Here is a 19,996-nt window from a genome sequence, read left to right as displayed (position 1 = left end):
TCCCTTCACTTACGGAAACACGATGGATAACAGCTCATTCACTCTTGAGTTATACGTATGATCTCTATAGGTTCTCTCTAAAGCAGCCAAAGCTATCTCCTGTCGCTCTTTCTCATGCGTAAGATAGAACTCAATTTTCTCCAGAAAATCCTGTGGAGAACTATAAGTGACGATTTCCTTACCAGGTTCATAGAATCGTACTAAGTCATCTCTAGCATCGCTCATCTGCAAAGTTCCACACGCTGATATTTCAAATGTTCGAGGATTAGGAGAAGCTGCAGGAATATGAAGTGAATTATTGTTGACGCTATCGTCATCATGAGAACGATGCAGGTTAATGACAATTTTCGAAGCGTTATATGCAGCTGCTGTTTCTATAGGCCCCATCCACTTCCCTAATTCGATCTTATGCTGATAAATAGGATATTCGGGCAGGCGATCCCACCATATTCCATTGAAATTCGTATTGTACTTCATCAAATGTGGAAGGATGGGGTGAAGGAAATGGATTCGATTCCAATAGCCAGAACCAATCAAGCTGATATCACGCTTTAGTGAGGATGGAACTTGGGCAAGAAGAGGTTGATAGTGTTCTGTTCGAACACCAAAAGGGAGATAATAAACGTGTTCACATCCCAATTGCTTATACAGGTTGACGCAATTCAATTCTAGTGTAAATACAAAGTCGTAATGTTGCACCTTCGTAATCGTCAGATCCGAATAATAAGGATCATCTGTTAGCCAAACAGCTGTGCGAAATCCTTGCTCACGTATGCGGTCAAGTTCCTCTCTGCTTATAAACATTCCATCCAGTATGAGTACAAGATCCGGTGAAAGTTGAACAGCAGCTTCAGCAATCGAAGTCCCAGAATTGATAACAGTTACCCGGGTTACTAATGATTGCAAGGTGGCTGTAATGGCTTCATCGATAGGTGAATAGGGATATCCCTTTCCTGATGAAACAAATAGAATATGAAGCTGTCTCACCGAGAAGATTTCTGGGGGTTGACTTATGATTTTACTCGCTCGTCCACGTAAATATCCTTCTTCATATCCATCCCGGTATCGAGCATCCAGCTGTTGAAGACTTGCTTCAAAACCTCGATATTTAGAATGAAGCTGCTTAGCCTCTGTAATACTCTGAATTTCCGGCATATGGTCACTCCCTCTTTTTTGCGCGTTATAATGGCCCATCCCCGATAAGCAATTCGTTGCTGCTCCTGATTATATTTCAATTTATTTTGCAACTCCGTAAATGTTACGTAGGTCTCAATGTCATACCCGGTCTGTAATAAAACGTAGTGGTTGCTTTTTTTTCTTTGGACTACCGTTTTCACCTCATCATCCTGTCTGTCATGGTTTATATGACTTGTATAACTATATGCGGAAAAGGCTAATGTATCGTGGACGATGGCCTTTAAATGAGGAAATTGGCGGATGCCCTGTAATTACGATAACAAGCCTTCAGGCTTCATGTTGTAACATGAAGCCTGAAGGCTTGCGGTAGTTCTAATCTAGATCCTATATTCTTCTTACTTCGGCTGGTAACCTATACCTATATAATTTCCATCTTCGAATCCTTTAGCGAATCCTGCATTGAAACCTTCATTATACATTTTTTCAAATGTCTGATTGTATGAACCATCCGTTGGAGCATTCTCTGCAACGATCGGCAGAGCAGTCAGAACCGGTAGACACACCTTCGGTTCTTTAGACCTCCGACGATGCCTTTTTTTCTTAAGACTCCGTTCTCTACATCTTGAAGCGGCGTGGGAAAGTTGACGCCACCTTACTAACTTTAATGTTCTACGTCTACGTCTGCGAATATTGAGTGCGCGTTTCCTCCGTAAGAGCAACAATCTATGACGCTGGGCTCTTACTTTTCTAAGAAGCAATAGCCTCCTCTTATTAACCATCCTTATTCCTCCTGTAATCTACTTGGTAAATTGAGGTTAGATACTTGAGTTAGATTCAGCCAGGGTAATGTAGGTATACCATCTTTATGACAATGTAGCTGTATGCCTGTCATCATCCGGCACATCGTGCTCTGATATTGCGTAAGCAGTCTTATATTGTCTTGCAAGCTGCGGGCTGATATTTCCGAATGGGAAGAGATGTCTGCTATACTGCTGAGAATTCGGGCAAGTGCATTTTGACTAAGAGCAATAGAATTCACTAGTGAAATTTTGGCCTCCTGCTGTTTGCCAAGATAACTCATTTGTCCATCTCTCCCATACCCAAGCCGCCATCTTCTTCGGATTCTTGCCCTCTTAAAACGGCCTTTAAGTTGCTACAAATGCCGTTTTCAAGCTTAGTCATCCCTTCAAGAAGTTCTACAATTTGTCCATGGATTTGTAAAGGTACACTTAGTTGCTTATCATGGCAATGAAGAACATCTGCGCTCAAACAATTCACAGTCCAATTCCGAATCTTCTCTGCTTCTATAGCTTTAGCTTCCAGAATTAGAGCAATATTTAACTGTATTTTGGAGGAAGCTTCAAGCATCTGTAAAAAAGAATGTTCTCTGCTCATCTAGGGTCCTCCTCCTCGTAACTTCTACTACTCTTCCTCATGATGACACAATTCCCTTACAACATGACTTAAATTTTCTGCCAGGGCTTCCTGCAAATCAGCAAGACTTTCCATGTAACAAATTATGCTTTTATTGATTTGCACAGAATTCTCGATTAAAGGTTCTATCTCCTCTAATTCTGGATTAGGATCCGGTAAATCATGAATAATTTGAGCTATATGCACAACCACATGTCGTTCGGCATCTAATATTCGAGCCATTTGCTGTTGGGAATGCGATAGATGAGTGATTATCTGGTCGACCTTGGCCTGCATCCAATTCCCCCTAATCTAGAATTCATATCACCTGCACACAAAAAGGTGATCTTACCTCTATCTCCGCTTCTGCCTGCTACATCATATGCAGCCCACCTAAGGACAGTTACGGAATATTAGAATTAACAACAAAAAAGGGACTCTCCATCAGATCTCTTCAGATCTTTCAGAATAGCCCCTATCTCATATTAAAACCTATGGAAGAAACCCTTTCATTTGGCGATCAGCCTCCTGCAGAGAGTCGAAAGTTCCCGCATCGATCCACCATTCAGTCAGAGTATCATATTCTAGCTGTCCGCTTCCAGCGTATAAATTGTTAACATCCGTAATTTCGAACTCTCCGCGAGCAGAAGCTTGAATCTGTGAAATTTTACTAAACACTTCTGTATCATACATATAAATTCCAGTTACGCAGTAATCCGACTTTGGATTTACGGGCTTTTCTTCAATAAATACAATACGAGTCGGATCATACTGATCGAATACGGGAACGCCATAACGATGAGCATCATTGACTTGCTTCAACAGCACTTTGGCACTGCCCTCGGGCTGCATTAAATAACGATCCACATAAGGTCTCAGATCATTTATAAATAAGTTGTCACCGAGTAGAACCACAAATCTTTCACCTATACTCATGTAGTTTTGGGTCAGCTCTAATGCTTCCGCAATACCACCCGCAGCTTCTTGAATTCGATAGGTGAGCTGAACACCCCATTCTTTGCCACTGCCCAAGAAGTCTGTGTATAGACCTGAAGAATGCTTACCCATCACAATCAAAATATCTGTAATCCCTGCCTGCCTTAGCCTCTCAATACCGTAACATATCATAGGATATTTACCGATAGGAAGTAAATGCTTGTTAATCAGTTGAGTTAACGGATACAAACGTGTGCCCGTTCCACCCGCCAAAATAACACCTTTCACTGCACTTCTCCTCCTTCAGGAGTGGTTTTGGTCCATGAATCGATAAATTGATGAGGATCTACATGCCATTTATTTATGAATAGCTGATAGTTCCTATCGATAATTGCTGCAATATCTTCAGATGCATAAGATGTTTTAAAGCTCGCACTACCTCCATGGTAGATGAGCACATCTTGGCATAGCAACAATTTATATCCTCCTATCCGTGCACGAAAACAATAATCGTCATCCTCATAATACCTGGGAGAGAAAGCTTCATCTAATACTCCTACTTTATTCAGAACCTCTCTTTTAAACAAGAAGCATAATCCTGCAACTCGTTGTACTTCAAGCCAGCGATTTGGATCCGAGCTATTATTAAGAGCTGCCATTTGCTGAAATTCTTCCATGTTCGAATAAGAAACCTCAACCAGCTGCAACCCATTCACATCATTGCTACTAGGACCGACGATACCTATATCTGGACTGCTTGTTAACGCCTGAGTTAGATTAGATAACCAGTTCGGAGTGCAGATAACATCGTTATTCAGCAGCAGCAATTGATCTCGCGTGGCTATGGATATCCCGATATTACAAGCTTTCGGAAATCCAATATTCTTTGGAAGAGATACGAACGTTAATCTTTCGCGAATACAATACTCTGCTGTTCCATCCGTCGATCCGTTATCAACAATAATCAGCTCATATTGCTCAGCTATCGTATGACTTCGGATAGAATCAATACAGGCTGAGAGCAGAGGAAGCCCATTAAAGGTAGGAATAATGATACTTGTCTTTGTCATCTGGTATTCCTCCGTATAGCAACATCAGAACGAGACTCAAGGGGTGTAAATAACAGAAGACCATATTTCGACATCAGTTCATGCAGTGCCTCCGCATGGTCCCCCTTGATCAAATCGGCTACTACATTATGTTTGCCACGATTACTAGTATGAGATCGATTTCTCGAGATCACATCCACCGAGTGAACAGAAGCGACTCGGTATCCTTGAGCCAGAGCTAATGCCTGTGCTTTGGGTGGAACCATCAATGAAGATAGCCCGATCCCTGAAATACATCGACTGGATAAGGCATGGGGTATAGCGGTTAAGGAATCAGCATGTAACTCTTGGCGTTGTAATATCATATTCAAGAAGCTTTTATTACGTGTCACCACATCGTGATCATTAAAAGAAGGAAGATAGGGTGTAATATTATTCAAAGCCACATCCACTCCCCCATCAACCGCGTATAGAAATGGAGCCAACTCCTCAGCTGGAATCACAATATCCCCATCTGTGAAAAGTACGATATCTGTCTTAACTATACCCGCTCCAATAGAGCGCCCCACATCATGTCCAAGACGCTGATCATAATGGACAATTGTTGTCCCTTTATGACTTCTGGCAACTTTGTAGCTATTGTCATGACAACCATTTAGAATAACAATGATGTCCGTTAAGGGTAGCCTCTCTAACTCATCTAATACGAGATTCAAACTCTCGCCTTCATTACTTGCACATACAACGGCGGATGCACTTCCTTGAAGCAACAGAGGAACTCCCCGAACTTTCTTACCTGTAGAATTCAAAACACCTCGGCAGTAGAAAGAAGAAAGCTTCTTCATGAGTGAATAATCTGGACGTTTCTTGAATTCAGTGGAGCACCAACTATTGAAAGATTGTTGTATGGATTGAAACATCTCATCTGTTGTGCCTAGCGCAGAGTCACTCTGTGAACCTGCTTTTTCCCCTTCGAGAAAAGCTCGCTTTATCCATATGGATTGGCGATGACTTGAAGGTAAGTTACTGACCTTGCGCCCTCTTAATCTATGACTTTTTGCTTGCCTCTTCGGTTGTCTCCTCGATTGTCTCTTCGGTTGTCTCTTCGGTTGTTTAATCAATGAAATCACCCTACCCTATTTCGCTTTCGATATAAATCGCCACATCCATTTCTCTCATTTGTTTGCTCCATCAACCAGCGAATCGCTTGCATGTGATCAGAGACAATAATATTTAATAACGGATCTACGCTACCTCGCTTTGTACGCTTACGGTTTATGCGTCCTACCTGGAGAACGTGAACTGTGGCTACATTCAATCCGGAGTGTACGGCCATGGTTAATGCTAATGGAGGAACCGATAAACACTCCGTTCCTAGAATCTCGAGCGCTCTTCGACTTAAAGCATGCGGAATAGCTGTCATTGAAGCGCCTTTAAGATCAGAACGAGACAACATATCATTCAGCACATGCTTGGCTAATACAACGGGGTGAGCCTGCTTCCTTTTAATGGGGCCACTATATTGATTAAGAGCGACGTCAGTCCCAGAAAGAACGGCGTCCACAAATGGACGTAATTCCTTAGCAGAGATAACTATGTCACCATCTAGAAACAATAATACTTTTCCCCTAGCTACCTGTGCTCCCAATGTTCTTCCAACATCATGACCTAATGGTTTCTCATATTCCAACACCTTCGCTCCGTACCTTCTAGCTATAGATGATGTTCCATCTGTACATCCATTAGCCACGACAAGCACTTCTACACTCCGATGGATACGTCTGGCTTCTCGAATGATAGCGCCAATCGTCTTTCGTTCATTCATCACTGGAATAATAACAGAAACAATGGGCACACCATGATGAGCTTTCTCAATTCTTCTTCGCACATCATTTAACGAATGCCGATCCTTGCTTACTCTCTTAGAGGAATGGAGTCTCATTCTCATACCGTCCCTCTCTCCCCCCTAATGTGAATGTAGATAGATTGAACTAAAGTTTTCGTCCCAGGGTTGGTCTTTAGTTCATTCTATATAGATAATCTTGTTAATATTTAGTTTATGTTAGGACGATTATCACGTAACGGCGTTTGTACATTGAATATGTATAAATGCATGAAATAGAAACGGGTATCATCCATATGGACGATACCCGTTTCTATAGAAGGTATAAATAAAGCAAGCAAGTACTGTCTGATGCTTCTAATGACTTAGCTTATATGTGGTGAAGAACCCACTACGATCCAAGATAAATATCCAAACGACTGTGATCCCCCACCTTCACGCCGAACGACTTCAATTTTGGCGCTTTCCTCTCGTTGTGATTTCAATGATGCGTAAAAGTCAGGATGATTACACATGGCGACAATCACATAGTGAATGTCTGGAAAAGATTTCTCGAAGGTAACCGGCACCTCCACGCAATTCTCTCCCATTTTGAAAATAAAAGGTGTCATTCCAAACTGCTGTAGCGTCGGCTCACTAGAGCTACCATATACAGGTGTAAATGCGAGATGCTCAGGTTTGACGGATTCTGGCGCCAGATGTGTACTATGAACAGCTCCCTCCTGCAAATGATCCGCGCTAACCAATTTAGATGCGAGGTGCCACTCTTGCACACTCTGTGCTTGCAGATGCTCTGAACCGACTGCACCCTCTTGGATCGCTTCACTTCCTATCGCTTCTATGCCAAGCTTCGCAGCAGTAACCGCGTGATCCTGTAACGCATGAGTACCTACCGCCTCAACACCCAGCTTCGCTGCAGTAACAGCTCCGTCCTCTATTGATGAACTACTCACCGATGCTGTCGTCAAGTGATCCTTGCCTACCGTTCCCGGTGCAATATGTGACGTATGCACACTCTGTACTTGCAGGTGAACAGCACCAACTGCTCCTTCTTGCAACGCTTCGCTGCCAATCACTTTCAAGCCCAGCTTTGCAGCAGTGATCGCCCCATCTTGCAGCGCTGCCCCACTGACAGAAGACTTCGCCAAGTTCTCCGCTCCTACCGCTCCCAATGCAAGATGCCGCTTGTGCACAATCTGCTCTTGCAAATGCTCTGAGCCTATAGAACCTTTCTGCATTGCTTCGCTTCCTACTGCATCCAAGCCTAGCTTCGCCGCTGTAACTGCACCCTCTTGGATCGCTGAAGTGCTCACAGAGGACGCTCCCAAGTGCTCGCTGACTACGGCACCCACTGCGATATGCCACACCTGCACGCTCTGCTCTTGCAGGTGCTCAGCACCTACTGCGCCTTCTTGCAACGCTTCGCTTCCTACGGCGTCTACACCCAGCTTCGCCGCTGTGACTACACCCTCTTGCAGCGCCAGACTACCCACAGAAGAAGCCGCTAAGTGGTCGCTAACTACCGCACCTGGGGCTAGATGCCTTTCCTGTACGCTCTGCTCTTGCAAATGCTCTGACCCCACTGCTCCTTCCTGTAGCGCTTCGCTTCCTACCGCATCCTCTCTCAGCTTCCCAGACGTAACCGCACCTTCTTGGATCGCTGAAGTGCTCACAGAGGACGCTCCCAAGTGCTCGCTGACTACGGCACCCACTGCGATATGCCATTCCTGCACGCTCTGCTCTTGCAGGTGCTCAGCACCTACTGCGCCTTCTTGCAACGCTTCGCTTCCTACGGCGTCTACACCCAGCTTCGCAGCCGTGACTACACCTTCTTGCAGCGCTAGACTACTTACGGAAGAAACCGCTAAGTGGTCGCTAACTACCGCACCTGGGGCTAGGTGCCATTCTTGCACGCTCTGTGCTTGCAAATGTTCTAACCCTACTGCTCCTGCCTGTAGTGCTTCGCTTCCTACCGCATCTAAGCCTAGCTTCGCCGCTGTGATTGCACCCTCCTGGAGCGCAGAAGTGCTCACAGAGGACGTTGCTAAGTGCTCGCTAACTACCGCACCCACTGCGATATGCCACTCCTGCACGCTTTGCTCTTGCAGGTGCTCGGTCCCTACTGCGTTCTCGCCTAGCTTCGCCGCTGTAACTGCACCCTCTTGAATCGCAGAAGTGCTCACAGAGGACGTTGCCAAGTGGTCGCTAACTACCGCACCTGGGGCTAGATGCCTCTCCTGTACGCTCTGTACTTGTAAGTGCTTCGTTCCGACCGTGCCTGACTGCAACGCTTCGCTTCCTACGGCTTCCACGCCCAGCTTCGCAGCTGTGACTGCACCTTCTTGCAGCGCCAGGCTGCCCACGGAAGAAGCCGCTAAGTGGCCGCTGACTACAGAGTCTGGGGCTAGGTGCCATTCTTGCACGCTCTGCGCTTGCAAATGCCCTGCCCCCACTGCTCCTGCCTGTAGCGCTTCACTCCCTACCGCATCTTCACCCAGCTTCGCAGACGTAACCGCACCTTCTTGGATCGCTGAAGTGCTCACAGAGGACGTCGCCAAGTGCTCGCCGACTACCGCACCCACTGCGATATGCCATTTCTGTACGCTCTGCTCTTGCAGGTGCTCAGAACCTATTACGCCTTCTTGCAACGCTTCGCTTCCTACGGCGTCTACACCCAGCTTCGAAGCCGTGACTACACCTTCTTGCAGCGCTAGGTTACTTACGGAAGAAGCCGCTAAGTGATCGCTAACTACCACACCTGGAGCTAAGTGCCATTCCTTCACGCTCTGCTCTTGCAAATGCTCTGGCCCCACTGCTCCTGCCTGTAGCGCTTCGCTTCCTACCGCATCCAAGCCTAGCTTCGCCGCCGTGACTGCACCCTCCTGGAGCGCTGGAGTGCTTACAGAGGACGTTGCCAAGTGCTCGCTAACTACCGCACCCACTGCGATATGCCACTCATTCACGCTTTGCTCTTGCAGGTGCTCCGTCCCTACCGCATTCTCGCCTAACTTTGCCGCAGTAACTGCACCCTCTTGGAGCGCTGAAGTGCTCACAGAGGACGTTGCCAGGTGGTCGCTGACAACGGCTTCTGGTGCAATATGCCACTCCTGTACGCTCTGTACTTGTAAGTGCTTCGTTCCGACCGTGCCTGACTGCAACGCTTCGCTTCCTACGGCTTCCACGCCCAGCTTCGCAGATGTGACTGCACCTTCTTGCAGCGCCAGGCTACCCACGGAAGAAGCCGCTAAGTGGCCGCTGACTACCGAGTCTGGGGCTAGGTGCCATTCTTGCACGCTCTGCGCTTGCAAATGCCCTGCCCCTACTGCTCCTGCCTGTAGCGCTTCACTTCCTACCGCATCTTCACCCAGCTTCGCAGACGTAACCGCACCTTCTTGGATCGCTGAAGTGCTCACAGAAGATGCTGCTAGATGAATACCATCTAGTGCGTCATCAGCAAGGTGCCACTTATGAACACTCTGAACCTTTAGATGCTCTGAGCCCACAGCACCTGACTGTATTGCTTCGCTACCTACCGATTCCACACTCAGCTTATCTGCTGTGACCGCACCTTGTTGAAGTGCTAATTCACTAACGGAGGATGCCTCAATCTGCTCGGCTCCAACAGATCCAAGCGCTAAATGTCCTTTATGCACGCTTTGAGGCTGAAGATGCTCAGAACCTACTGCCCCTGCTTGCAACACTTCTTTTCCTACGGAAGCCGCACCTAGCTTCGTAGCTGTAACTGCACCCTCTTGTAGCGCAGTATGGCCTACAGAGGAGATAGCCATATGAGCTGCGTCTACAGTTCCGGGTGCAAGATGCCATTTCCGCACGCTCTGTGCTTGCAGATGCTCCGAACCTACCGCTCCGGCCTTCAACGCTTCACTTCCAACTGACGCCCCTCCCAGCTTCGCGGCCGTCACTGCACCTTCTTGCAGCGTAGTACTGCCTACAGAGGATGCTGCCAAATGCTCGCTGATAACTGCCCCTGGCATGATATGCCATTCCTGTACACTCTTCACTTGCAGATGAGTGGCCCCTACAGCTCCAGACTGTAACGCTTCGCTCCCAACAGCTTCTACAGCCAACTTCGCCGCAGTAACTGCACTCTCTTGCAGTGCTGCGTTTCCTACAGAAGAAATCCCTAAATGGTCCGCACTTACTGCTCCTAAAGCAAGGTGCTTCATCTGTACGCTTTGCGTTTGTAGATGCTTTGAGCACACGGAACTCTCTTGAAGCGCCTCGCTTCCTACAGCCGCTCCGCTCAGATTCACAGCTGTAACTGCACCCTCTTGCAGAGCAGAACCATTCACTGACGAAGCCGCCAAATGTTGACTATTTATGGCCCCTAATCCAATCTTCGAAGTCGTAACTGCACCATCTTGTAAAGAACAAGTACTTACAGCTTCTTCTGCTAAATGTTCACAAGTAACAGCTTCCGGTGCGAGATGATACTCCTGCACACTGTGTACTCGTAGATGATCTGGACCTACAGATGCAGGTTGTAGGACATTGCCCCCTATTGACTCAAGTGCATAATGTCTCTCCTCCACACATTGCTCTTGCAAATGTTCGGAACCTATCGCCCCTTTAGCCAGAGCTTCGGGCCCGATTACTTCATGAGCGAAATGCTCGCTCAGTATAGACGCAGCTTTGATTTTAGAATGTCCAATACTTCCATCTGCCAGCTTAGATGATGTCACTGCCAAATCCTGAATTTTATCACTCGATACACTCTCAGGGGACAACTTAAGCGAAGTCACAGCGTTATCTGCCAAATGCTGTGGGAATATCACTCCGTGCGCTAAGTGCTCCGTCTTAATGCTTCCCAATGCTAATTTACTTGCTATTACAGAACCATCCTTCAGGATATGCGTGTCTACACTTGCTTCTTGTAATTGCTGTATCGACACAGCCCTTGATGCAATATGCTTAGTCTGAACAGCTTCAGCTTGAATCTGAGCTGAGCCAATACTCTGCTCAGCGACATGTTTATCCTTTATAGCCCCCGTAGTAATATGATGAGAAGTAACACCGTTATTAGCAATAATGTGTCCACCAACAGCTCCAGCAGAAAGCTTACTAAAGGTCACACTACCCTCGGCAAGTTTATCTGTCGTTATACCTGAATTTTGGATATGCCTTGTCACAATGGCGCTATCCGCAATATGCTGTTCTTCAATGCTCCGCACTTCAATTTTATCTGAAGTCACGGAATGCGACTGTAAGTGAATATCAGACACACTATCTGCTGTCATATGTCCTCCATGGATAGCTCCAGGACGGACATGTTTAGCGATAATAGCTTCTGCTGCAATATGCATTCCGGTAATGGCTGCTTTGGAAATATGCCTTGTCAGTACGGCTTCATCAGCGATCTTATGCGGCAGAATACTCTGATCTGCAATTTTAGATGCTGTAACGGTCTGTTCTACAATATGAATGGTTCCCACCGATTGGTCGGCAAGCTTATTAGATCCTATACTTTGATCCGCAAGATGAGCACTTATTATTTCACCTGAGCCGATATGTTTTCCGTTCAATGTGATCCCTCTTAGATGCTCTGTTGTAAGAGCATCCAGTGAAAGTACTTGTGAAGTTACTGCACCTTGCTGAAGATGAATTCTTCCTACAGAATCTGGGGCTAATTGCTCAGAATTCACACTCTTAGGAGCTAATTGATCTCTGCCAATGGATTCCTTCGCAATATGTTCCTTAGTCACCGAGTGATCACTAAGATGAATGCTTTCTATAGATTGATTCGCAAGCTTATCACCTGTAATTTCGCCATTCCGAATCTTAGAGCCTGTTATTGCTCCGTCGCTAATCTTAGAAGTCGTAATCACTTCATTTACTAAATGATGATCATGTATGCTGGATCCAGCAATCTTGCTACCAGTGACAGATTCATCCTGCAACAGCTCATTCGAGATAAGCACATGACTCAGATGACGAGGACCAATCGAGCCGTCTGCGATTTTGCTGGCATCAATGATTTGATTGGCTAATTTGAAAGAGGTGATACTCCCATCTTTGATTTTCTCCCCACCGATAGAACGATCACGAATCTTATTACCTGATAAGGAACTATCTACAATGTGCTCCTCAATGATTGAATCATGAGCAATTTTGGAAGAAATAACTGAACCATCAGCAAGCTGTGTATGAGTCACAGCGTAGTCTGCAATGAATTCACTAGCGATAATACCTTGCTGCAACTTGGTACGGTCAATAGCTCCCTTTGCAATTTTATCTGCTGTCACAGATCCAAGACTTAGGTCTTCTGTATAGATGAAGGCTTGGGGGGCACCTGGCATTCTCTTCTCAGCCAGAATCCATTCTACCTCTCTATTCTCCTCCTCTGTCACATTTCCATCATTTATAGAATACTCTTCGGCTACAACTACTTCTTGCTCTTCTTGCTCTGCTTGCACATCTTCTGTCCCCGTCATGCTCGTGTCTTTAGATTCAACCTCATCATCTGCAACTGGCGTAGATACAGCATGAACATTGACTTGATTGCTCTCTTTTGGGAATTGACGTCCTACCTTCTTGGATTTATTAATTAAATCCAGTTCTTGCAAATTCGGGTTATCCACATAATAGAGGCGCTTATTGGCTTTGGCCGATTGACTGTTCACCTTTTTTTTCAAAGCACTCGCTCCTTCCTGACGTAATGCATCTTGGGCATCATATGCAAATTCGTAGGCGAATGTCACCGAGTTTAATAAAAAATAGGCACCTGAGTATGGACAGCCGTCCGTTTTCTCTTCATCCGCTAATACATACAATATCAAGTACAAATCTTAGAGCAGCAACAGAATAGGAGGACGGCTGTGCAACGAATCCATGTTGGGATCTTGTTTAATAATAAAACGTACCTAGGAATACCCAATAGCGCAACTGGAGTAGAGTCCATTGATAATTACGAGGAAGCCGCGGCAATGTATGGGTTAATTCCTTGTTATTTGAGGCTACAAGATTTAAATCTGACTACAGGTCAATGCACAGCCTATCTTAAACAAAAACACAAATATGTAAGGACTGCCATGCCCATTCCGAGCATTATCCATAATCGTGCGATTTATACCGATGCTAAAGCCAACCAAACAATAGAGAAATTACTTAAACAGGGATTCATTATCTTTAATACCTTTAATCGGTATGGTAAAGATGAGGTACACAAGTTACTCAATCAGGATACTACGTTACAACCCTTTCTTCCTCATACGACAGATGCCACTACATCCAACATCACAGACATGATGACTCGTTATAATGATCTTATTCTCAAACCATGTAATGGTAGTATAGGACGGGGAATTATGAGACTTCAATATGTCAAACCAAACTGGGAATTAACATATACTAGGCCTGGATCAGATCGAACGTCGATTACCCAATTATTAATAAAAGGAAAGCTTCCTCTATTTCTACGCAACCAGATCCTCCTTACTCCCTATATAATTCAAGAACGCATCCAGCTTGCAACATACAATGATTGCCCTTATGATCTACGAGTTACGATCCAACGTGGACTAAATAGCCAGTGGCAAATTACAGGTATGTTCGCAAAAGTTGCTCTCTCTAATACTTTTGTTACTAATATTGCTCACGGTGGAGGGGTTTTCCCTATCGAGTATATTCTCTCTAAGAGCCTTGAGAATCTTCAACCGGAGTTGATAATCGATCAAGTGGGGCAACTAGCTCTCCGTATTGCACATCAATTAGAGAGATATATTCCCTTTGCTGCCGACCTAGGAATGGACATCGGTCTCACATCCTCTGGCCATCCGTATTTTATCGAATGTAATGGGAGAGATCAACGTTATGGATTTCGGAAAGCTAAACTTATGGAAACCTGGAAGAGTTCCTATAGACAACCGATGGGGTACGCTCGTTTTCTATTCAATCAAGAGTACCTATTACCCTATGAAGCAACATAATACTGATCTTCTACCTATAAATTTAATAGTATGACAGCACCAAAAAAAGCAGATCCCTAGTCAAATAACCATGTACAGGGGGAACTGCTTTTTTCATATTCTGATCTAAGGGTTCTGGCTTTCCTCCTATACGTTACATGAGCGCATAATAAGTTGGCTTAATCGATTTATATCTCATCCTTATTGATTTAAAATCTATTCTATGTCAATATATTGCAGAGTGCTTACTTACATCTGAAGGGAGAATGACCATGGCAAAAAAAATATTACGGCTAATGACTGAGCTCTCTTCCAGAAAATCGATCTCTAAAATAATGGGTCGCTTTTCTCACAGCAGAGTAAGCCGATACTTCATCCCAATGTTCATCAAAACCTATCAAATTCCCGCATTAGAAGCGGAAAAAGACATACATGAATACCGTTCGCTTAATGAGTTCTTCACACGCAAGCTCAAAACGGGTATGAGACCCATTGATGACTCTGAGCATTCATTAACATGCCCTGTAGATGGCCTAATTACAGCAATGGGTCCCATCTCTTCTGGAACGATATTGAACGTTAAGGGACAGAATTATACGGTAAAGGATCTTCTTCATCATTCCCCTCATCTAGAGCTATATAAGAATGGTTATGTATTCGTGTTGTACCTAAGTCCAACCAACTATCATCGCATTCACTCACCCGTAACTGGAACTAAGGTAGAAAGCGAACATATAAAGGGCCGGGTATATCCTGTGAATGATTTCGCTATGACGCACATGCCATCGGTGTTAAGCCGTAATGAACGACTCATTACATACATCAAGCATACATTTGGAGAAATCGCTGTCGTAAAGGTCGGAGCCATGAACGTAAGTAGTATTAAATATAGTGATTCGGACGTCACAGCATGGGACAAGGGTGATGATTTAGCGTATTTCGAATTTGGGTCCACCGTTGTCCTTCTTACTGAGAACGGCACCTTTACCCCATCTAGCGATCTGAAGACTGGAGATGCCGTACGTATGGGTCAATACCTAGGGCGTATGCATATTTCTGATCAGTCTACCCCTCGTTAAGACTTCCTTGTCAAAAGGGTGAGTATCATTCGCTGGAACCAACGTTCTGGTAACCCTCGCTTCGCAAGCATAGTGACGGTTGTTCCTAAAGGAGTTCGATAACGAAATGCTGGGGACCTCATGGTAGCGACACGTGCCACTAATTTGGCTACATCCAAAGGGTTACCTGCGTCCTCAGCACTCCGTTTAGAATAACTCAGAATAGACTTCAATAATTCTTGATAGGGCGAATCTGTATTAGTACTCATAGAAGAAAATCCTTTACCCCAGATCGGTGTCCCGTAAGCTCCAGGCTGAATTAGAACTACGTCGATACCGAAGGGCTTGACCTCAAGTGCAAGACATTCACTGAATCCTTCCATCGCGAATTTAGAGGACGCATACGGCCCAAATCCTGGAAACCCCACTTCACCACTAATGCTGCTCAACTGAATAATTCTGCCTCCGTTGCTTGCCCTCATCAGTGGGAGAACAGCCTTAGTAACACACACCATCCCAATGAAATTTGTTTCCATCTGCTCGCGCCAAACAGATAACGGAATTTCCTCGATTAATCCTCCGAGTGCTTCTCCTGCATTATTAACCAACACATCCAAACGACCATAACATTCATAAATTTGCTGAACTACTGATGTGACTTGTTCTTCATTCCGTACATCCATTGCTTCTACGACGATAGATGATTCTACTCCTACAACACGGGCTGCTTCTAACAGGGCATCCTTTGCCTCTGGCCTACGCATACTTGCCACGACAACATATCCTTGCTTGGCAAGTTCTATGCTCGTAAGGAGTCCAAATCCACTTGAACACCCTGTAACGAGAGCAACACGCCTAGACTGAGCACTCCTCCTCATGGTAAACTCCCCCTTCCCCATTTCGCTTTCTTGAAGATTACACAACAATCACAAAAAAAACAACTTCAGGAAAATATATTTCCCAAGCTGTTTTTGTACCTCATATATAATTTCATCTATTCATCTTCATTCATAGATAGGTTTAGAACCACATTGCACTTTCAGCTTCGCTCCGTTTCAATCGTCTTAAGCGATTCTGAAATAAACTGCCGCGAACCACAACACTCACCCGGCTACGAAACCGCCGTCTATAATTCATTCCTTATACCTCCTCTCTAGCCTTAATTAACGAATTTCCGAAGGATTCTGTCCTGTATATTGCTTGAATTGACGACTGAAAAAAAAGATATCACGATAACCCAGAGCATCAGCTACTTCTGTAACATTCATCCCAGCATGCTGCAATAAATGCTGAGCTCTCTCAATACGTGTCTTAATAATGTAAGATTGTACAGGTGAACCAATTAAATCCTTAAATTTGATGGAGAAATAACGTGGTGACAATCCCGCACGGGCCGCCAAATCTTCCACACGATGTTGAATCCCCGGATGCTGCTTCACATAATTCGATATTTCTAGGATCACTTCTGCTAGCTGGTTACTAACAGTCTTCTCCACAGGACTCTCCTTGTCCTCACGCAATAAATGAATCATTAATTGCTTAAGAATAAGCTGCCCCTCTTCCTCAGCTGCATAGGTATGTACTAAGAACAATCGTACATAACGAGCTAACATATATTCAAAGTCAACTGTTTCTCGCACGGTTCGATAAGGAAGTGGAATTTCTTTCACAGGTTCTAATACATCAAAGTGTATATAAGTCAGCACTAAAGGCTTCTGTGGATTGTGCACTGCACTCGTATGGTCTCCGGGGCGGAATAGAAAACAACTTCCTTTACCGACAGTGAATGATTCATCATTCTGAACCACCGTACCCTCTCCACTCCATACATAGAACAGATCATAATTTTGCATTGGAATCTCTCGCTTTTGCCATTTCCAATTCGGTTCACATACAATTTTGGCCAAAGCGGGCTTGATCTCAAAAGAGGACGGCGCTGCATGCAGCATGACGTGATTTCCCCCTCATTTATGTTTTCAACTACTCTCTCTTCATAATAATACTATGTCCTGACTGTTTTTGCACATCTTTCCATGCCTTCGCGAGTCGCAGAACACCTTCAGTCAACGTATTCTCATCTAAATGAGCGAATCCCAAACAAGCAGCCGGTAAACCGGATTCAATCTGATAGAGCGAAGCATCCCTAAACTCTACCCCTCTAGCCTTTGCAGCAGATACAAAAGCTGTAAATTGTTGCGGTGACTGTCGCCAAAGGGCATATATATGTAAACCTGCATCACTATATACTAACGTAAACAATTCTGGAACATGCTTAGTCATTAGGCTACACAGCATATCATATCTAGCTCCAAAAATGCGAGTCATCCGCCGTAAATGTCTCCCATAATGACCCCGACTCATAAAGTGTGCAAGTGCTCGTTGCTCAAGTACGCCCGTCGAGAATGGATCATACAGTGCCTTTGCACAGACTACAGGCTCTACAAGTGAACTTGGAAGTACAGCATAACCTAGACGTAACCCCGCAAACATGGTTTTAGAGAATGAGCCAAGGTTGCATGGGGTCGCTATCGTTCGAATTATCCCTGATCAAGTGATCGCTAAGTTCAAGTTCGGTCAGAATTTATCAGAAGCTAAGATGGACAAGGTTATAAATAGACTTCAAGAGCGTTCTTTACCTCAAGATGAGGAAACCATCGAGCTTATGAAAAAATACTGCCCATACTCGCCATAGTTTGTTATTTCTCAGTGACGCTTTCTTAGCTAAGTGGTATAATATGAACCAGCGAAAATTGATTTTTCCCATACCTAAACAGACTCGGAAGGATGGAACAAATGAACCCACTTGCTGGACAGTTAAATGAAAGTATCAACGCTTCTAATACTCACGTTTATGACATGTTATCGACACTCGGAAGAGAGATCTATTTCCCAAAAGAAGGAATTCTTAGTCAATCGGCAGAAGCTTCAGGTCACGCCAAGAAATACAATGCTACGATTGGTATCGCCACTGAAGGTGGAGTTCCTATGCACTTAGGTGTGATTCAGGACAAACTATCCGCCTATGCACCCAAGGATCTTTACAGCTATGCTCCTCCAGCAGGCAAACCAGAGCTTCGTACGGTATGGCGCAGCAAAATGCTGCAAGAAAATCCTACCTTACAAGATAAATCCTTTGGAAACCCAGTTGTAACCAATGCGCTAACACATGGTCTGAGCATTGTCGCTGATTTGTTCTGTGATGAAGGTGATGCTGTCATTTATCCTGATAAGAATTGGGAGAACTATGAGCTTACTTTTGGCGTTCGTCGTCATGGAGTAACGGTTAACTATCCGCTTTTCACCGAGAATATGACATTCAACAGTGCTGGACTTCGTGAAGCTTTGCTCTCTCAGCAAGATAAAGGTAAAGCTATCGTTCTGCTAAACTTCCCTAACAATCCTACAGGCTATACCCCTGGAAATCAGGAAGGTGAAGAAATTGTTGCAGCCATCAAAGACGCCGCTGATGCAGGTATTAACGTCGTTGTCGTTACTGATGATGCCTACTTTTCTCTATTCTTCGAGGATTCCATGAAAGAATCTTTGTTTGGTAAACTTGCTGGAATTCATCCTCGGGTGCTGGCAGTCAAAATAGATGGAGCTACTAAAGAAGAATTTGTATGGGGTTTCCGGGTTGGTTTTATAACCTTTGCTTCGGAAAGCAAGGATGTCCTAACCGCCTTGGAACAAAAAACATTAGGAATTATTCGTGCAACCATTTCTAGTGGTGCTCATCCTTCTCAGACTTTTGTACTGGACGCTCTTAAATCTCCTGAATTTGCAGCTCAAAAAGAAGAGAAGTTCCAAATTATGAAAGGCCGTGCAAACCGAGTTAAAGCATTACTGGACAATGATAAGTATAAGGAAGTATGGGACTACTATCCCTTTAATTCTGGTTACTTCATGTGCTTGAAGCTTAAGACGGTGACGGCTGAAGCTCTACGTGTTCACTTAATTCATGAATATGGTGTGGGTACGATTGCTCTTGGAGAGCATGATCTACGAATCGCTTTCTCATGTATTGATGAACAATATTTAGAGGATCTCTATAGTCTGATTTATCAAGGCGTTCAAGATCTACAAACTACATCCTAACAAGAAGAAACGGTTACCGTCCTTAAAGGAACGGTAACCGTTTCTCGTAGAAATATAAGAAAGAATAGTAAAAACTAATACTTGCTTATAGACTCTAATTCATAATCAGTGCTTGCTGAAAATAGAGTTCTATGCTAATCGTAGCTTCGATACCGGAATTGTCTTGTAAAAGCGTAGCGGTCATTTATCAACCTTCAAGCACTGATTTTGGTGTGAGCTTTCTTAGATTTTAAAAGTAATTGTGAAATTAATCCTTTTATATTTATTGGGTTGCGTCCAATCACCTAGTTCCCTCCTTTCATACAATACGATGTACAGAATTACTTCCTTATGAAAGGGGAATGAATATGGGTGCAGGAGAAGTCAGAGGTGGATACGGCGGCGGTGCTTATAACAGCACTGGTGCTATATTAGTACTTTTCATTCTTTTAGTTATTATCACACGCTCTTTCTGGTAATCAATCCATACAAAAAGGTACCGTCCATAATAAATAGACGGCACCTTTTTTTGTATAAATATATACCTACTCCTGAGCTAGA

The 19,996-nt window shown here is 44.5% G+C and carries 18 protein-coding genes; 5 read left to right on the top strand and 13 right to left on the bottom strand.

Translation table 11 applies throughout. The features are described from left to right. Window positions 1–9: 9 nt before the first annotated feature. From UB51_RS01950 to UB51_RS26155, 10 genes are all read right to left on the bottom strand, one after another. On the bottom strand, window positions 10–1,155 hold the full coding sequence (locus UB51_RS01950) for a CgeB family protein (RefSeq protein WP_044875841.1): 1,146 nt from the start codon (window positions 1,153–1,155) through the stop codon (window positions 10–12). 377 nt (window positions 1,156–1,532) lie between these two features. Beyond that, window positions 1,533–1,916, bottom strand: coding sequence for a FliH/SctL family protein (locus UB51_RS01945; RefSeq protein WP_044875840.1), 384 nt, complete (start codon window positions 1,914–1,916; stop codon window positions 1,533–1,535). 2 nt (window positions 1,917–1,918) lie between these two features. Beyond that, on the bottom strand, window positions 1,919–2,218 hold the full coding sequence (locus tag UB51_RS01940) for a hypothetical protein (protein WP_044875839.1): 300 nt from the start codon (window positions 2,216–2,218) through the stop codon (window positions 1,919–1,921). Next, window positions 2,215–2,532 (bottom strand): alpha-helical endospore appendage domain-containing protein, encoded by a 318-nt coding sequence (locus tag UB51_RS01935; protein ID WP_044875838.1) that lies wholly within the window; start codon window positions 2,530–2,532, stop codon window positions 2,215–2,217. Before UB51_RS01935 ends, UB51_RS01940 begins: the two co-directional genes overlap by 4 nt. Before the next feature lie 27 nt (window positions 2,533–2,559). Next, window positions 2,560–2,847 carry a hypothetical protein gene (locus tag UB51_RS01930; RefSeq protein WP_044875837.1) on the bottom strand — a complete coding sequence of 96 codons (288 nt, stop codon included), beginning with the start codon at window positions 2,845–2,847 and terminating at the stop codon, window positions 2,560–2,562. A gap of 195 nt (window positions 2,848–3,042) precedes the next feature. Then, window positions 3,043–3,774 carry a sugar phosphate nucleotidyltransferase gene (locus UB51_RS01925; RefSeq protein ID WP_044875836.1) on the bottom strand — a complete coding sequence of 244 codons (732 nt, stop codon included), beginning with the start codon at window positions 3,772–3,774 and terminating at the stop codon, window positions 3,043–3,045. Beyond that, window positions 3,771–4,556 (bottom strand): glycosyltransferase family 2 protein, encoded by a 786-nt coding sequence (locus UB51_RS01920; protein ID WP_044875835.1) that lies wholly within the window; start codon window positions 4,554–4,556, stop codon window positions 3,771–3,773. The genes UB51_RS01925 and UB51_RS01920 overlap by 4 nt, the downstream gene beginning before the upstream one ends. Further along, window positions 4,553–5,656, bottom strand: coding sequence for a glycosyltransferase family 2 protein (locus tag UB51_RS01915; protein WP_234405526.1), 1,104 nt, complete (start codon window positions 5,654–5,656; stop codon window positions 4,553–4,555). The genes UB51_RS01920 and UB51_RS01915 overlap by 4 nt, the downstream gene beginning before the upstream one ends. A 5-nt stretch (window positions 5,657–5,661) precedes the next feature. Beyond that, on the bottom strand, window positions 5,662–6,483 hold the full coding sequence (locus UB51_RS01910; RefSeq protein ID WP_234405525.1) for a glycosyltransferase family 2 protein: 822 nt from the start codon (window positions 6,481–6,483) through the stop codon (window positions 5,662–5,664). Window positions 6,484–6,743: 260 nt separating this feature from the next. After that, a complete protein-coding gene (locus tag UB51_RS26155; RefSeq protein WP_052675729.1) occupies window positions 6,744–13,169 on the bottom strand; it encodes a WIAG-tail domain in 6,426 nt (2,141 codons plus the stop codon). A 45-nt stretch (window positions 13,170–13,214) separates the two neighbouring features. On the opposite strand from UB51_RS26155, the gene UB51_RS01900 reads away from it, so the two are divergent. Together UB51_RS01900 and asd are read left to right on the top strand one after the other, a co-directional pair. Beyond that, window positions 13,215–14,324: a YheC/YheD family endospore coat-associated protein gene (locus tag UB51_RS01900; protein ID WP_044875834.1), complete on the top strand. Its 1,110-nt coding sequence runs from the start codon at window positions 13,215–13,217 to the stop codon at window positions 14,322–14,324. Window positions 14,325–14,575: 251 nt separating this feature from the next. Next, window positions 14,576–15,382, top strand: a complete 807-nt coding sequence (gene asd / locus UB51_RS01895; RefSeq protein ID WP_044875833.1) for an archaetidylserine decarboxylase — start codon at window positions 14,576–14,578, stop codon at window positions 15,380–15,382. Here the strand turns inward: asd and UB51_RS01890 are convergent. From UB51_RS01890 to UB51_RS26150, 3 genes are all read right to left on the bottom strand, one after another. Beyond that, window positions 15,379–16,239 (bottom strand): SDR family oxidoreductase, encoded by an 861-nt coding sequence (locus tag UB51_RS01890; protein ID WP_044875832.1) that lies wholly within the window; start codon window positions 16,237–16,239, stop codon window positions 15,379–15,381. The two genes, asd and UB51_RS01890, sit on opposite strands and share 4 nt — an antisense overlap. A gap of 285 nt (window positions 16,240–16,524) precedes the next feature. Further along, complete coding sequence (locus UB51_RS01885) at window positions 16,525–17,310, bottom strand: AraC family transcriptional regulator (RefSeq protein WP_044875831.1); 786 nt, start codon at window positions 17,308–17,310, stop codon at window positions 16,525–16,527. A gap of 31 nt (window positions 17,311–17,341) precedes the next feature. Beyond that, window positions 17,342–17,851 carry an aminotransferase-like domain-containing protein gene (locus UB51_RS26150; RefSeq protein ID WP_144406934.1) on the bottom strand — a complete coding sequence of 170 codons (510 nt, stop codon included), beginning with the start codon at window positions 17,849–17,851 and terminating at the stop codon, window positions 17,342–17,344. Here UB51_RS26150 and UB51_RS01875 point away from each other — a divergent pair. The 3 genes from UB51_RS01875 (at window position 17,850) to UB51_RS28650 (ending at window position 19,914) form a co-directional block, all read left to right on the top strand. After that, window positions 17,850–18,053: a hypothetical protein gene (locus tag UB51_RS01875; protein ID WP_044875830.1), complete on the top strand. Its 204-nt coding sequence runs from the start codon at window positions 17,850–17,852 to the stop codon at window positions 18,051–18,053. The two genes, UB51_RS26150 and UB51_RS01875, sit on opposite strands and share 2 nt — an antisense overlap. 101 nt (window positions 18,054–18,154) lie before the next feature. After that, entirely contained in the window at window positions 18,155–19,456 is a 1,302-nt protein-coding gene (locus UB51_RS01870) for an aminotransferase class I/II-fold pyridoxal phosphate-dependent enzyme (protein ID WP_044875829.1), read from the top strand. A gap of 347 nt (window positions 19,457–19,803) precedes the next feature. Beyond that, a complete protein-coding gene (locus UB51_RS28650; protein WP_234405524.1) occupies window positions 19,804–19,914 on the top strand; it encodes a YjcZ family sporulation protein in 111 nt (36 codons plus the stop codon). Window positions 19,915–19,996: the final 82 nt, after the last annotated feature.

The sequence above is a fragment of the Paenibacillus sp. IHBB 10380 genome, assembly GCF_000949425.1.
Classification (GTDB): domain Bacteria; phylum Bacillota; class Bacilli; order Paenibacillales; family Paenibacillaceae; genus Paenibacillus_AQ.
Note: the sequence above shows the minus strand (reverse complement) of the source record. Positions and strands in the feature narration are given on the sequence as shown.

What these genes read in the sequence shown, in the direction of transcription:
- UB51_RS01950 (WP_044875841.1), bottom strand. Translation starts at nt 1,155, where the DNA reads ATGCCGGAAATTCAGAGTATTACAGAGGCTAAGCAGCTTCATTCTAAA.
- UB51_RS01945 (WP_044875840.1), bottom strand. Translation starts at nt 1,916, where the DNA reads ATGGTTAATAAGAGGAGGCTATTGCTTCTTAGAAAAGTAAGAGCCCAG.
- UB51_RS01940 (WP_044875839.1), bottom strand. Translation starts at nt 2,218, where the DNA reads ATGAGTTATCTTGGCAAACAGCAGGAGGCCAAAATTTCACTAGTGAAT.
- UB51_RS01935 (WP_044875838.1), bottom strand. Translation starts at nt 2,532, where the DNA reads ATGAGCAGAGAACATTCTTTTTTACAGATGCTTGAAGCTTCCTCCAAA.
- UB51_RS01930 (WP_044875837.1), bottom strand. Translation starts at nt 2,847, where the DNA reads ATGCAGGCCAAGGTCGACCAGATAATCACTCATCTATCGCATTCCCAA.
- UB51_RS01920 (WP_044875835.1), bottom strand. Translation starts at nt 4,556, where the DNA reads ATGACAAAGACAAGTATCATTATTCCTACCTTTAATGGGCTTCCTCTG.
- UB51_RS01910 (WP_234405525.1), bottom strand. Translation starts at nt 6,483, where the DNA reads ATGAGAATGAGACTCCATTCCTCTAAGAGAGTAAGCAAGGATCGGCAT.
- asd (WP_044875833.1), top strand. Translation starts at nt 14,576, where the DNA reads ATGGCAAAAAAAATATTACGGCTAATGACTGAGCTCTCTTCCAGAAAA.
- UB51_RS01890 (WP_044875832.1), bottom strand. Translation starts at nt 16,239, where the DNA reads ATGAGGAGGAGTGCTCAGTCTAGGCGTGTTGCTCTCGTTACAGGGTGT.
- UB51_RS01885 (WP_044875831.1), bottom strand. Translation starts at nt 17,310, where the DNA reads ATGCTGCATGCAGCGCCGTCCTCTTTTGAGATCAAGCCCGCTTTGGCC.
- UB51_RS01875 (WP_044875830.1), top strand. Translation starts at nt 17,850, where the DNA reads ATGGTTTTAGAGAATGAGCCAAGGTTGCATGGGGTCGCTATCGTTCGA.
- UB51_RS26150 (WP_144406934.1), bottom strand. Translation starts at nt 17,851, where the DNA reads ATGTTTGCGGGGTTACGTCTAGGTTATGCTGTACTTCCAAGTTCACTT.
- UB51_RS01870 (WP_044875829.1), top strand. Translation starts at nt 18,155, where the DNA reads ATGAACCCACTTGCTGGACAGTTAAATGAAAGTATCAACGCTTCTAAT.
- UB51_RS28650 (WP_234405524.1), top strand. Translation starts at nt 19,804, where the DNA reads ATGGGTGCAGGAGAAGTCAGAGGTGGATACGGCGGCGGTGCTTATAAC.